A 14,998-nucleotide genomic window follows, 5' to 3' on the forward strand; every position below is an offset into this window, starting at 1 on the left:
AAAACTATATTCTTTTTATATAATCATCCTTTACATACCCTATTTTTTCTCCACCATTTGCATTAAACTTTATTTTATACCAACCTGATGATTGTTCTAATATTATTACTTCTGAATTTGGTAATAAATATCCAATAATTGAATAGTTTGTCCCTTTACCTGATCTAACATTTAAATTAGTTTCAACATTTACAACCTTCCCTTTAGATTGTGATTGATTATCAAGCTTTATATAATCTTTACTTACAAAACCTTTCTTTCCACTTCCATAAGTTATATTATACCAACCATTTGTCTCGTAATTTATAGTTACTTTTTCATTTACTCTTAAAGTATCAATAATTGAATTATTTGTTCCTGCTCCATTTCTTACATTTAATGTTGAAGAAACATTATAAACTGTTCCAGTCATAGTGCTACCAATATTGTTTCCACCATTACTACCACTATTACTATTATTGTCACTTCCACTATTACTACTTCCAGTTGATAAAGTTATATAGCTTTTGCTAACATAACCAATCTTTCCATCATAACTTATGTTATACCATCCATTTGTTTCATAATTTACTTTTACTGTTTTACCACCCTTGATACTATCAATCATACTATATGAAGTTGATGGACCACTTCTAACATTTAAATAAGAGCTCACCCCTGTAACTGTACCATTTTTATTTATGGTAACCTTATCTGAACCTGTGTTTCCACTTCCTGTATTATTTTCTACAAGCTTAATATAAATACCACTTACAAAACCTACTTTATTATTTGAATAAGTGATGTTATACCAACCATCTTCAGTCTTGTAATTTACTTTTACTTTTGTATTTAAAGCTAAAGTATCTTGAATTGAATATGATGTTCCTGGTCCTTTTCTTACATTTAATGCTGATACTGAACCAAGATTTGATACTATTCCATCTTTATTGATTTGAGTATTTGTATTTGTTGAGCCTGATCCACTATTGCTATCTTCAACTAATTTAATATATTCTGAACTTACAAATCCAGTTTTTCCATTTGAATAACTAATATTGTACCAACCCTCTTTTGTCTTATAGTTTACTTTTACTTTTGTATTTAAAGCTAAAGTATCTTGGATTGAATATGATGTTCCTGGTCCTTTTCTTACATTTAATGCTGATACTGAGCCTAGATTAACTACAACCCCATCTTTATTAATTTGAGTATTTGTATCTGTTGAACCTGATCCACTATTACTATCTTCAACTAATTTAATATATTCTGAACTTACAAATCCAGTTTTTCCGTTTGAATAACTAATATTATACCAACCCTCTTTTGTTTTGTAGTTTACTTTTACTTTTGTATTTAAAGCTAAAGTATCTTGGATTGAATATGACGTTCCTGGACCTTTTCTTACATTTAATGCTGATACTGATCCAAGATTAACTACAATCCCATCTTTATTAATTTGAGTATTTGTATCTATTGAACCTGATCCACTATTGCTATCTTCAACTAATTTAATATATTCTGAGCTTACAAATCCAGTTTTTCCGTTTGAATAACTAATATTATACCAACCCTCTTTTGTCTTATAGTTTACTTTTACTTTTGTATTTAAAGCTAAAGTATCTTGGATTGAATATGACGTCCCTGGTCCTTTTCTTACATTTAACGCTGATACTGATCCAAGATTAACTACAACTCCATCTTTATTAATTTGAGTATTTGCATCTGTTGAACCTGATCCACTATTAGCATCTTCCACTAAATTAACATAAGTTTTACTTGCAAACCCAACTTTCCCATTACTATAAGTTATGTTATACCAACCATTTTGCTCATAATTTACTCTTATTTTTGTATTTAAAGCTAGAGTATCCTGTACTGAATAAGATGTTCCAGGGCCTGATCTTATATTTAAAGCTGAAACTGAACCAAGATTAGCTACAACACCATCTTTATTAATTTCTATTTTATTTGTTCCTACTGAACCATTATTATTACTACCTACATCACCACTAATTTTTTGAACATAGTTTTTACTGATATATCCGTATGTTTTCCTAGTTCCCATAAAGTCAATTTTATAATAGCCATTTTCTTCACCATAAATATTAACAATAGCATTTGGATAAATAACACCTATTGATGCTGAACTACTACTTGCTGATTGTCTTACATGTAAATAACTACTTACATTAATAAGTTTACCTTTTGCCGATGCAGTAATTCCATCATTTATATATTGTTCCCCTGGCATACCAGCTGCTGCTCTTTGCTTAAATTGTGCCCAAAGATTTGGATTATCAATTATCATCATTCTTGAACAATCCTTACCTGATGCATGTTTATGCATTACAATATTTTGAGCTGGAATATTATATTTATTCATAAGATATCTTGTAAGCGCTATACCTGTTTCATAAGTCTTACTAAAGTTACCATCACTATTAACTGCAAGTTCTATTCCAATAGCATTATTATTATTTATACTTGCACTTGCTCCACCATCTCCTATATGCCAACCTTTCCATGTATCTTCTAAAGCTTGTACAATATTTGAATCATCAACTATGTAATGAGCTGATGCATTAGCATTTGGATGATTAGCAAAATAATTTCTATTAGCCATAGCATCTGCTCCAGCTCTTCTATTATCAGTATCATGTATAACTATATACTTGGGAGATATAGTTTGTCCTTTACTATAATTAATGTCAATTAATTGCTTATTTACCCTAATTCCATTTATAACTGGAGTTGATCTTTCATTAATATCATGAACTATATTGTCATTATTATTAAGCATATCAGCCCCCATATCATCATTTGCTTTAACAATAGTAGAATTTGTTTCTGCCAAAGCACCCGTAACTAATAATGATGATAAAATAATCATTTTCAGCTTATTATTATTCATAATTTTACTCCCTTAATAATCTATATAATTGGTTTTTTATACTTATTATACCATTTAATTAAGCTTTTTTGACTATTTTTTAGCTATTTTTCATTTTTGTTCTCAATATTAAAAATAACTCCCTAAATTTTTGACAAAATATTTTTAATGCTTTGTGTTATAATATCATTATATTTAAATTCATCTTAGCGTTAGTAAAGTATGGAGGATTATTAAATATGATTAATTTACTTATTAAAAAATTCATAAAAAATTATGATAATATTGATGATGTTAAGGTTAGAAACTCTTATGGTTACCTAGCTGGTATAGTAGGAATAATATTTAATATACTTCTATTCATAGTAAAACTATTTGTTGGACTTGTTACATCAAGTATCGCTATAACTGCCGATGCATTTAATAACTTGTCTGATGCACTATCTTCTATAGTAACAATTGTTGGATTTAAACTTTCTAGTATGCCAGCAGATAAAGAACATCCGTATGGACATGGTAGAGTAGAATATATAGCTGCACTTATAGTTTCATTTATGGTTATAATAGTTGGTATTGAATTCACAAAATCCTCTATAGTAAGAATTTTCAATCCATCACCTGTTAAGTTTGAATTAATTCCATTTATCTTATTAATATTAACTATATTCGTAAAGATATGGCTTAGTTTATTTAATAAAAAAATAGGTGATAGAATAGGTTCTGCTGCTCTAAAAGCTGCTGCACTTGATGCACTTGGTGATATTTTCACCTCAACTTGTGTTGCTATCTCACTTTTAGTATCTAAATTTACAGACTTTCCAATTGACGCTTACGTTGGAGTTGTTGTTTCACTTATAATACTTTATTCAGGTATTGGCTTAATTAGAGAAACTATAAGTCCACTTTTAGGAGAAGCGCCTGATCCTAACCTTGTAGAAGATCTTACAAAAGATTTACTTTCATATAAAGATATCTGTGGAACACATGATTTAATGATTCATAACTATGGAGTAGGAAAAACTATAGCATCTGTTCATATTGAATTTCCTGCTAATGTAGATATTATAGAAATGCATAATGTAATCGATAAAGCTGAAAGAGAAATTTCAGAAAAATATAATATGTATTTAACTATTCATATGGATCCTATTTATGTTGCCACTGGAGAAACTGCTCTAGTAAAACAAGAAATAGAGAAAATTATTGAATATAATCCTATTTTGAAATCAATGCACGATTTTAGAATAATTGAATGCCCAGATAGAATTGATCTTAGATTTGATGTAGTGATACATGCTAAAAAAGCTAAAAATATAATGACTGATGAAGAAATTATGGCTTCTATAAAAAATCCTATAGAAGCAAAGCATCCAAATTATAAATGCATAATAACAATTGATCATAATTTTGATGAATAAATATAATAAAAAAAGAAGTTATCTAAATTGATAACTTCTTTTTATTATATAAAATAAAATTTTTATTTTATTTTTAAATTTTTCATAGAAAAGTCTAATATTTTTGCTGAATGTGTTAAAGCACCAGATGATATATAATTAACACCTATTTTCTTTAACTCTGAAAGTCTTTCCTTAGTTATATTACCAGAACATTCTGTTAAAGCTTTATCTCCTATAAGCTCAACTGATTTTTTCAAAGTTTCATTATCCATATTATCAAGCATAATAATATCTGCTTTTTCTTCTAATGCTTCTAAAACTCCATCTATAGTTTCAACTTCAACTTCTATTTTTCTAACAAAAGGTGCATATTCCTTTGCAAGTCTTATTGCCTGCTTTATTCCACCTGCTGCCCCTATATGATTATCTTTAATTAATATTCCATCTGATAAATTAAATCTATGATTACATCCACCACCAACTCTAACTGCATACTTCTCAAAAACCTTCATATTAGGAGTAGTCTTTCTAGTATCTAAAAGTTTAGTTTTACTACCTTCTAATTCTTTTACCATCTTATTTGTTAAACTAGCAATACCACTCATTCTTTGAAGATAATTTAAAGCAGTTCTTTCACCAATTAATATATTTCTTGTATTCCCTTCAAGAACTGCTATTACATCTTTATTTTTTATTTTCTCCCCATCCTCAAAATTTAAATTTACTTTTACATCTCCTAAAATTTCAAAAACCCTTTTAAAAACTTCTATACCTGCAAGAACCCCTTCTTCTTTACAAATAAGTTCACAAGTTGCCATACTATTTTTATCAACAATTGAATTAGTAGTTATATCTTCATTTACTACATCCTCTTCTAGTTCCATTCTTAAATATTTATCAATAATAAAATTATCTAAACCATTCATCACTAATTAAATTACTCCCCTTTTTTATACTTTCAATTAAATTCATATTATCAAGCTTATCTTCACATACTAAATCTTTATCTGCTACATTAAAATCTTCATTTATATTTTTATTTATATCTTGCGCCGCTCTTTTTGAGAAAACTAAAGCTTCAATTAGAGAATTACTAGCAAGTCTATTTGCCCCATGTATTCCTAGACAAGCACTTTCCCCAACTGCATAGAGATTTTCAAGACTTGTCCTTCCTAAATCATCAATATTTATTCCCCCCATATAATAATGTTGAGCTGGGGTTACTGGTATTTTTTCTTCTCCAAGTATATATCCTTGTTCCTTACACTTCTCAAAAATATTAGGAAATCTATTTTTAACAAATTCCTTTCCCTTATGATTAAATGATAAGTAAACACACTCATCTCCTGTTTTTCTAAGTTCATCAAAAATAGCTTTACTAACAACATCTCTAGGTAATAACTCATCAACAAATCTTTCACCCTTACTATTTAAAAGATAAGCTCCTTCCCCTCTTAATGATTCGGAAATTAAGAATCTTCTTCCTTTACCCTTAGTATATAGAGCAGTTGGATGTATTTGAACATACTCTAAATCCTTTGTCTTTATTCCATTATTTAAAGCTATAGCTATTCCATCACCCTTTATATGAGAAAAATTTGTAGAATTTTTAAAAAGCCCACCTATACCACCTGTTGCTAACACTACTTTTTTAGCATAAATATTTTTAATTTTTCCATCCTTCTTAACTGTTATTCCAATGCATTTATCATCATCCTTAAGGATATTAATCATTTGAGTATCTTCTTTTATCTCTACATTATCCTTTAATTTAACAGCATCTATAAGCTTTAAAACTATCTCTTTTCCTGTAATATCCTTATGATAGACTATTCTGTCAATACAATGAGCCCCTTCTTTAGTATATTTAAGCTTTCCATCCTCATTCTCAAAATCAACACCATAACTTATAAGATCATCTATAACTTTTCTAGAACTTTTAATCATAAGTTCTACTGCTTGTCTATTATTTTTATATTGTCCTGCCTTTAAAGTATCCTCTAAATAATTATCAAAATCATCATTATCTTTTAAAACTGAAACTCCACCTTGTGCTAAATATGAATTACACTTATCTAATTTCTCTTTAGTGACTAATAAAACCTTTAAATTATTATGTATATTTAAACAAGTATACAAACCTGCTACCCCAGATCCAACTACTATAACATCATAAATTATCATATAACTCCCCCCATTTATATATGAATTAGGGCATCTCTTTTGAGATACCCATAATAATTATTTATATATTTTAATACTAAAGTTTTATAATACTTTTGATAAAAAATCCTTAGTTCTTTCTTCTTTTGGATTAGAAAAAATTTCTGTTGGCTTTCCTTCTTCTAAAATATTTCCACCATCCATAAATAAAATTCTATCTCCAACCTCTCTTGCAAATCCCATTTCATGAGTTACAACAACCATTGTCATTCCTTCTTCTGCTAAATCCTTCATAACAGCAAGAACCTCACCAACCATTTCTGGATCAAGTGCAGATGTTGGTTCATCAAATAACATAACATCTGGTTTCATAGCTAAAGCTCTAGCAATGGCTATTCTTTGTTTTTGCCCACCTGATAAAGATGAGGGATATGCACTTTTTTTCTCTTCTAAGCCTACTTTTTTTAGTAACTCTATAGCTATTTTTTCAGCTTCTTCTTTTGAAAGTCCTTTCACCTTAATAGGTGCCATAGTTAAATTTTCTAAAACTGTCTTATGGGGAAATAAGTTAAATTGTTGAAAAACCATCCCCATTTTCTCTCTTAATTTATTTATATTATTTTTCTTAGACGTTATGTCTATATTCTCAAATTTAATCTGTCCATCTGTAGGTATTTCAAGTAGATTAAGACATCTTAAAAAAGTTGATTTACCAGAACCTGAAGGTCCTATAACCACTACAACTTCACCTTTTTTAATATGAGCATTAACCCCTTTTAAAACTTCATTTTTCCCAAAATACTTATGAAGATTATTAATGTGAATCACTATCTCCCATCCTCCTTTCAAAATAAGCAACTAGTTTACTTAAACTAAATGTTAGTACAAAATAAATTGCTGCTGCTACTATTAGAGGTTCAAAGGCTTTAAAAGTATTTCCTCTTATAGTATCGGTATTATACATAATTTCATTTACCCCTATAATTGAAGCAATTGATGATTCCTTTATAATAGTTATAAACTCGTTTGCAAGAGCAGGTAAAATATTTTTAATAGCTTGTGGTAACACAACTAAATACATAGCTTTTGATTCAGACATTCCAAGACTTCTTGCAGCTTCCTTTTGACCTTTATCAACAGCTAGAATACCAGCCCTAATTATTTCAGCAACATATGCGCCACTATTTAAAGATAAGGTAATAATACCTGCTGTCATGGGATCAAACTTTATCCCCACAGTTACTGGTATTGCAAAATAAACTAAATATAACTGTACTAAAATTGGTGTACCTCTAAAACATTCTATGTATATAGAAGATATAATTCTTAAAATCTTATATTTTGAAAGTTTCATTATACTTAAAAACATACCTATAATTGTCCCAATTAAAACTGTTATAAGAGCTATGATTATAGTAAATTTCGTTCCTTCAATAAAATAATTAGTATACTTTGATAAAACTGAAAAATCTAATTCCATATTACTACCCCCTTATAATAAATTCCTAAACTTAATCAAAAAGCTCTTAGCAATAACTCTAAGAGCTTATATTCATTAATTATTTTGCCTGTTCTTTTTCCATAAGTTCATTAGAATCAACTATATACTTTTCTATCTTATTTTCTTTAACAAGTCTATCTATAGTTTTATTAATAGCTTCAACTAATTCTTTTGAATCTTTTGGCATAGCAACAGCAGAACCTTTTTCTGATTCATCTAGTTCAAAGTTTGGATTTTCTATAACATAAAGACCTTTATTAGCTTTTGCATTCGCTTTTGCTACTGGAATCTCCATCACAACTGCATCTGCATTACCTGATACAAGTTCCATAACTAAATCTGGAACTTTTCCAAGCCCTTTAACTTCAGCACCTTTCATTTGAGTTAAAGCAAGCTCTTCTTGTATACTTCCTTTTTGAACTCCAACTTTTTTACCACTAAAATCATCCTTAGTCTTAAACTTATCCTTATTTTCTTCCTTTATAACAATTCCATGCTCTGCTTTATAATATATCTCTGAAAAATCAACTGCCTTTTGTCTTTCTGGCGTTGGATTCATTCCTGAAATAGCCATATCGATAGTTCCAGCTTGTAACGCAGCTGTAAGTCCATCAAATTTCATATCCTTTATTTCAAGTTCAACACCTAAATCCTTCGCTATCTCCTTACCTATTTCAATATCAAATCCAACTATTGTATCTTTTCCATCAATAGTCGCATGAAACTCATAAGGTGGATAATCTGCTGATGTTCCAAGAACAATCTTTCCACTTTCTTTTATCTTCTCAAGTCTATTTTCTGCAGCAGCTCCTGCTTTCTCTGATTTTTCAGCTCCCCCACAAGATATAAGCGCTACAGTCATTCCAACAAGTACAGATACTGCTAATATTTTTTTCATAACTCCACTCATCATAAATTTAACCCCCCAATATTTTATATTAAATACATTTTTATACATTGATTATATGTATAATTATACACTATTAAGTTTTAAAAATTCAATATTTTTTTAAATAAAAAGTTCGACAAAAAGTATTCTATATCTTAATATTATTACCTAAACTCTATTTATCCCCTTACATTCTAGTCTTATAAATATTTTTAAAGATAATATTTATATGAATTTAAAAATATATTTTATACACTAAAATAGTAAATATTAATTTTATATTTATGCATAATTAATACTAATATATTTATAAAAATCTAATAATTAAACCACTTATCAAAATAAATACTTTAATTTATTTAATAGATATTTTTAAACAAATTAAAATATTTATAGATCTTTTATATAAATTTATATAGTAATTTACAATATTACTATTAATTTATGCTATAATATGCATTATAACTAAAGATTAATCAATTGGAGGAACAGAATGAAAATAAGTTTAATAAATAACATTACTAGAGAAATAAGAGAAGTTCCTGTAGGATATAGCTGGACAACCCTATTTTTTGGATTCTTCCCAGCCTTATTTAGATCTGATTATAAATGGGCATTTATTCAATTTGTAGCTGAAGCTATTACTGGAGGATTAGCTCAAATATTCTTCTCATTTACATATAACAAATATCATATAAATGAGTTAATAAACAAAGGATTTATACCACTAACAGAAAGAGATAGAGAAATTATAATAGATAGAAATATAGTAAGTAAAAGTCGTTTAAATTACTTATAAAATAAAAGGAACCGCCTCATGATTCTAAATTATGGTATCATGAGATAATCCCTTTTCTTATTATTTATATTTTTCTAAAAGTTATAATTAAACCCCTATAAAAGTACTTGTTTTGAATTTTCTTTAAGGACACCGTCTTCGATTGAAATAATCCTTTGGCATCTACTTGCAATATCCATATCATGAGTTATAATCACAATAGTATGTCCATCTTTATTTAAATTTTCAAAAATACTCATAATTTCTTCTGTTGTATTACTATCAAGTGCACCTGTTGGTTCATCTGCTAAAATAACTGCTGGTTCATTAACTAAAGCTCTTGCAATAGCAACTCTTTGAGATTGTCCACCTGATAAATTTCCACTTTTCGTATTTATTTTATCCTTAAGACCAATTTTATTTAGAACTAACTCTATTTTTTCTTTTCTTAATTTTTTTTTAACCTTCCCATACTCTAAAGGAATCTCTATATTATCATAAACTGAAAAATCTTTAATAAGTGCAAAATGCTGAACTATAAACCCAAAAGTTTTATTTCTAAGGGTAGCAAGTTCTTTATCTTTAAGGGTTTTAGTATTAATTCCTTCAATGAAATACTCCCCAGATGTTTGAGTGTCTAAAAGCCCTAAAATATTAAGAAGTGTAGATTTTCCAGAGCCAGAAGTTCCTATGATAGCAATGAAATCACCATGATTAATTTCTAAATTTACTGATTTTAAAGCCTGTACTTCATTTTCTTTAGAAGAAAATGTTTTAGATAGATTGTTAACTTTTAATATTGTCATTAATACACCTCATTTATCATATCTTTAATAGCAGTTGATTTAATTTTTAAAGTCGGAATAATCATAGTTAAACCAATAAATATAGTAAGTCCTATAATTAAAAGTAGTAAATAATTAAAATTAATTGTTTTAAAATTTAAAAACATCAATATTATGAAGAGATTAAATGCTATAAATACTATAGACGTTACCTCAACAAAAATTATTTTAATAATATTATTGATGCTAGAGCCTGAAAAAATATAAATTCCAAACTCTTGTAGTCTTTTTTCAATGGAATCTAATATTGAAACTATGAATGTTATAAACACAGCTATTGATACTAAAACCCCAACAAATAAATTAAGTATAAATTTATTATTATGATCATCTAAAAGTTTATTTACGGCATTATTAACTACAAATATATTTGGATTAAAGTCAATTTTATTAAATTCATTTTCTATCAAATCAAGATTTTCTTTAATAGTAACATTATCCAAATTTTCATCAAACCAAAAATAGTTTAAAATATATTTGTTAACTCCAAGTTTTGCATCACTTAAATTATTACTTGAAGTTAAAAATACACTATTTAAATTTCTAAAATCAACTTGATAAGCATCAATCATTGAGGGAATAACAAAATTGTTACTCAAAAATCCTGCAATGGTAAATTCATTTCCATCGAGTTCTAATTTGTCTCCTATTTTAAATGAATTTTTGAAATTTTGCCCTAAAAAGATATTAGTACCTATAAAGTTTTCTCTAGATAATAAGGTTTCATCTTCCAGAGTGATATTATATTTTTCAATAATATTAGCATTTAAGTACATAATTTCAGCTTCATCTATTTGATAATTATATTTTTTACTTTTTACTGTATTAGTAAGAAAAATATTATTAAACATATTGAGTCCTTTGATATTTTCAACTTTTAAGAATTTTTTATTTAACTTCTCGCCTATTTCAGTTATACTTTCTGTTTCCGATGGTTCTAATATCTCAGTAAAGTTTAAAGTGAAAATTTTATCCGACTCAAAGTACTTTTCAATTTTTTCTTTTTCATTAGTAGCTTTGGCTAAATTATCAATAGCAGTGTACATAGCGTAAAGTCCAACTACTATTTGTATTATGATTAGAATAATAAAAATTTTATTTTTACCAAAGTTTCTAAAACTATATTTAATCCCCACTTGAATTACCCCCTTATAAGATTTTTAGGATTTAATCTAAAAACTTTCCAACAGATAGTTAATATTGTTGTTATTAATAGGAGGATATATAATATTGCAATAAATCCAATAACACTAGAATCTATTTTCATACTAAATATTGTTATAATACCAGCTCTTTGAATAATAATAGCTATCATAGTTGCTAATATACTTGACATGAAGTATATGATAGTAAATCTTTTAAGTATTAATACTAATATACTTTTTTTAGTAGCTCCTAAAGATAATCTTACACCTAACTCTAAACTTAGTTTTTCTCCCCAGAAGATAAGTCCTCTTATAAGAGTACAAACAAAAGCTATAATTACTAATACGAATGGAATTATATTTTCAATTTGATAAGCTATTGAAAGTTTAGAAGGTTCAAGGTATATAGCCCCTATTTCTTCAATTGAAGTAATACTTTCTTTAGGAAAAGTATTTTCAATTTTTTTGACGATTTCTCTACTACTAAGTGTTTCGCTATTTAAAACTATGTTAGAAAGACTAACTGGTTTTAATGAATTTAAATTATAAAAAAGTGAATTTAAATTATAAAAAATCATAGAGTCTATATCATTTTTAATATTTTTTTCACCAAGAATACCTACAACTTTATAGTCAATATTTTTTAATGTTATATATTCTAAATTATCTTTTTTTATTATAAATTTTTCAAATTCTTTTCCTATAAGCGCTAAGGGTTCTGTACTATTCATATCGTCTGAATTTAAAAGTCTTCCTCTTAGAAGTGGAAAATCTTCACCAAAGTCTTTTGTAAAATATAAACCTTTTGAAAAGCCTACGCTAAGCAGAGTATCATTACCACCTGGTAAATCAACTACTACATCATTATCTTTAGTTAATATTTTTATATATTCTAAAATCAAATCATTAGTGATTTTTGTAGAATTAAGACTAACATCAACTCTACTAGTTGTATAAAAGCTATTCATTTGTGCAATATTTGTTGATTCAGATCTTATAATAGAAAACATAAATATTGAAAATATTGAAATACTAAATATACTTAAGCAAACTAAAAAACTTTTTCTAAAAATCTTTTTCAAATTATCTCTCCTAAAAAGAGATGAAGATATAAGTCCTCATCTCTTTGTATTTTGATTTTTTATTTTATATATCCATTATGCCCTTCATAAACTGTATGATTACCTTTTATTGTTGGACTTTTTACATAAGAACTTTTGTTACCTACATACCCCATTGATGTAGCGCCATTAACTTTAACTGCAGATTGAAGATATACCGTAGATACAACTGATGAAGATTTTGCTTCTCCTATAGTATGAGAATTAGTGTAAGACTTTCCAACTGTTGAACTATGATCAGCATTTAAATTACACTTTGAAAATCCAGCATCAAGGCCTCCAGAGTGAGCTCCAGAGAAGAATTGTGAAGATTTCCAACCATTTGAACTTTGAGACAATCTAGAATTTTCTGTATTTGCCATGGCAGTTACAGCTCCTAAACTTGTAAAAGTAAGGGCTATAACAATAATTTTTTTGAAATTCATAAAAACACATCCTTTAAATATAAATTTAACATAATAATAACATATTTATCATTTTATGTAAATAAAATAATAAATATGTTTTTTTGGGGTAGAATAAGTTATACTTTTATAGCTATCAAACTAAGAAACTTAATAAAAATAAATTCTATAAAATAGCTATTCTAAATCTACAAAAATACTTTTATCCTGAGTTCTTACTAATTCTAAATCACCATCTTTACTTTTCGTCTCTAGAACTGGTATTATTTCTAACTTTTTAGGTTTTTCATTATCAACAACATATGAATAACTAAATTCTCTAAAATATTTAAATCTCCCCCTAATATGTCCACCTATTTGTCTAATTTCTTTACCCTCTTCATCTTTTATAATGAAATTATATTTTGAATCAAAATTTTCATTTATAGCACTTCCTTTTAACTTAATCATCATTGGAGATACAGTAACTGATTTTAATTTTATATTTCCTTCTATCTTTTTATTTATTTTATAAGTATCCATTCTTTTTTTCATAATTTTATTATTAGTTGATATATTAAATTGAAAAGTAGCTAACTCATTATACTTTCCTATTTCATCGAAACCTTTAGAAAAAATAATATTAAAAATAACAGAATCCTCTTTTAACTTATCTAAATCACTAAAGACTATACTACAAATCATTTCTCCATCTTTACCGATATCATAAATTCCACTAGATGCACTAAAACTATGTTTATTATCTGCTTTAAGTGATAAATACTTATTTACTTCTAATTTATCAAATTCTTCTTGTGATATTATATTTTTATCTAATTCAATCTTATATAATATTGTTAAATCATTATTATCATAAGATGTACTAATAACAGTAAATCTTATTCCGTTCTCTTCCTTAGTCTTATTTATTTCATCTGCATAATTCCCATAATTTTTACTAATACCAAAGTCCTCAAATATAATTCCCTTTACACTTTTTCCACTTGCCATACTAATTGCCCCTACTCTAATAGTTGAAAAAATAACCAAAGCTAATACTGCACAAACAGCAAGTCTCTTATAATTGAATTTACTTTTTTCCTTTTCTATTTTATCTAAGGAATCTAAAGTTACGTTTATTTTTTTATTCAAGCTATCTGGTATTTTAGATTCTCTATTTTTTAATTTATCTTTTATAATTTTATCTATATCTCTACTCATCAAAACAACCTTCCTCACCTTTTAGAATAATTTCTTCAAGTTTATTTCTAGCTCTTAAAAGTCTTGTCTTGACTGTCCCTTCTTTTACATTCATAATCCTAGCTATATCTTTTATTGAAAAATCATCAAAATAAAATAATATAACAGTTTCTTTTAACTCTTCATCTAAATTATTTATAGCATTATGAACATCTAAATCTATATATGAATCTAAATACCCTTCCTCTTTAACTCCTTGATTATAATCAAGCAAATTAAATTTCTTATTATTTTTAATTATTTTATTACATTCATTAATCAAAATTCTAATAAGCCAAGTCTTAAAAAATTTTTCTTTTTTTAGATTTTTTATATTTTTATATGAATTAATTATTGTATTTTGAATAGCATCTTCCACATCACATTCTCGTCCAAGCATAGCTTTAGCAACTTTATACATAGAAAGCTTATTTTCATGTATAAGTTCAGAAAATGCCTCTTTATTTCCTTGCTTAGCGAGATGCACTGTGGACTTTTGCATAAAGTTTATTATTGATAACTCCAAGAAAACTTCCCCCTAAATTCTTTAACTACTTATTAGATATAACTAATAACAAAAAAGTTCTCAAAAGTATATAATAAATAAAACTTATTAACAATTTATTATAATTAAACTTTTTTTAGGTAAATAAACCTCTATA

Annotated in this window: 14 protein-coding genes; 2 read left to right on the forward strand and 12 right to left on the reverse strand. The window is 27.0% G+C overall.

What is annotated here, in order from left to right:
• Positions 1-4 precede the first annotated feature (4 nt).
• Complete coding sequence (locus BN8917_RS12220) at positions 5-2,893, reverse strand: N-acetylmuramoyl-L-alanine amidase (RefSeq protein WP_066874784.1); 2,889 nt, start codon at positions 2,891-2,893, stop codon at positions 5-7.
• A gap of 218 nt (positions 2,894-3,111) precedes the next feature.
• Here BN8917_RS12220 and BN8917_RS12225 point away from each other — a divergent pair, with 218 nt between their 5' ends.
• A complete protein-coding gene (locus BN8917_RS12225) occupies positions 3,112-4,290 on the forward strand; it encodes a cation diffusion facilitator family transporter (protein WP_066874785.1) in 1,179 nt (392 codons plus the stop codon).
• Positions 4,291-4,352: 62 nt separating this feature from the next.
• On the opposite strand, the gene nadC is transcribed toward BN8917_RS12225, so the two are convergent.
• The 5 genes from nadC to BN8917_RS12250 all read right to left on the reverse strand — a co-directional run bounded on the left by nadC (position 4,353) and on the right by BN8917_RS12250 (position 8,849).
• Positions 4,353-5,198, reverse strand: coding sequence for a carboxylating nicotinate-nucleotide diphosphorylase (nadC, locus tag BN8917_RS12230; RefSeq protein WP_066874787.1), 846 nt, complete (start codon positions 5,196-5,198; stop codon positions 4,353-4,355).
• Positions 5,182-6,456: an L-aspartate oxidase gene (locus BN8917_RS12235; protein WP_066874789.1), complete on the reverse strand. Its 1,275-nt coding sequence runs from the start codon at positions 6,454-6,456 to the stop codon at positions 5,182-5,184. Before BN8917_RS12235 ends, nadC begins: the two co-directional genes overlap by 17 nt.
• Before the next feature lie 84 nt (positions 6,457-6,540).
• Entirely contained in the window at positions 6,541-7,263 is a 723-nt protein-coding gene (locus BN8917_RS12240) for an amino acid ABC transporter ATP-binding protein (RefSeq protein WP_066874790.1), read from the reverse strand.
• Positions 7,250-7,915, reverse strand: coding sequence for an amino acid ABC transporter permease (locus BN8917_RS12245; protein WP_066874792.1), 666 nt, complete (start codon positions 7,913-7,915; stop codon positions 7,250-7,252). The genes BN8917_RS12240 and BN8917_RS12245 overlap by 14 nt, the downstream gene beginning before the upstream one ends.
• A 79-nt stretch (positions 7,916-7,994) precedes the next feature.
• Positions 7,995-8,849 carry a transporter substrate-binding domain-containing protein gene (locus BN8917_RS12250; RefSeq protein ID WP_066874794.1) on the reverse strand — a complete coding sequence of 285 codons (855 nt, stop codon included), beginning with the start codon at positions 8,847-8,849 and terminating at the stop codon, positions 7,995-7,997.
• A 469-nt stretch (positions 8,850-9,318) separates the two neighbouring features.
• Between BN8917_RS12250 and BN8917_RS12255 the strand changes: the two genes are divergently transcribed.
• Positions 9,319-9,624 carry a hypothetical protein gene (locus BN8917_RS12255; protein ID WP_066874796.1) on the forward strand — a complete coding sequence of 102 codons (306 nt, stop codon included), beginning with the start codon at positions 9,319-9,321 and terminating at the stop codon, positions 9,622-9,624.
• A 95-nt stretch (positions 9,625-9,719) separates the two neighbouring features.
• Here the strand turns inward: BN8917_RS12255 and BN8917_RS12260 are convergent, their stop codons facing one another.
• From BN8917_RS12260 to BN8917_RS12285, 6 genes are all read right to left on the reverse strand, one after another.
• Positions 9,720-10,409 carry an ABC transporter ATP-binding protein gene (locus tag BN8917_RS12260; protein WP_066874797.1) on the reverse strand — a complete coding sequence of 230 codons (690 nt, stop codon included), beginning with the start codon at positions 10,407-10,409 and terminating at the stop codon, positions 9,720-9,722.
• Entirely contained in the window at positions 10,409-11,584 is a 1,176-nt protein-coding gene (locus tag BN8917_RS12265) for a hypothetical protein (protein ID WP_066874801.1), read from the reverse strand. Before BN8917_RS12265 ends, BN8917_RS12260 begins: the two co-directional genes overlap by 1 nt.
• Positions 11,585-11,589: 5 nt before the next feature.
• A complete protein-coding gene (locus BN8917_RS12270) occupies positions 11,590-12,675 on the reverse strand; it encodes an ABC transporter permease (RefSeq protein WP_066874804.1) in 1,086 nt (361 codons plus the stop codon).
• 59 nt (positions 12,676-12,734) lie between these two features.
• A complete protein-coding gene (locus tag BN8917_RS12275; protein ID WP_066874806.1) occupies positions 12,735-13,139 on the reverse strand; it encodes a hypothetical protein in 405 nt (134 codons plus the stop codon).
• Between the two features lie 156 nt (positions 13,140-13,295).
• On the reverse strand, positions 13,296-14,318 hold the full coding sequence (locus BN8917_RS12280) for a DUF4179 domain-containing protein (RefSeq protein ID WP_066874809.1): 1,023 nt from the start codon (positions 14,316-14,318) through the stop codon (positions 13,296-13,298).
• On the reverse strand, positions 14,311-14,862 hold the full coding sequence (locus tag BN8917_RS12285) for a sigma-70 family RNA polymerase sigma factor (protein WP_235830010.1): 552 nt from the start codon (positions 14,860-14,862) through the stop codon (positions 14,311-14,313). The genes BN8917_RS12280 and BN8917_RS12285 overlap by 8 nt, the downstream gene beginning before the upstream one ends.
• Positions 14,863-14,998 lie beyond the last annotated feature (136 nt).

The organism is Clostridium mediterraneense (genome assembly GCF_900091705.1).
Taxonomy (GTDB): Bacteria; Bacillota; Clostridia; order Clostridiales; family Clostridiaceae; genus Sarcina; species Sarcina mediterraneense.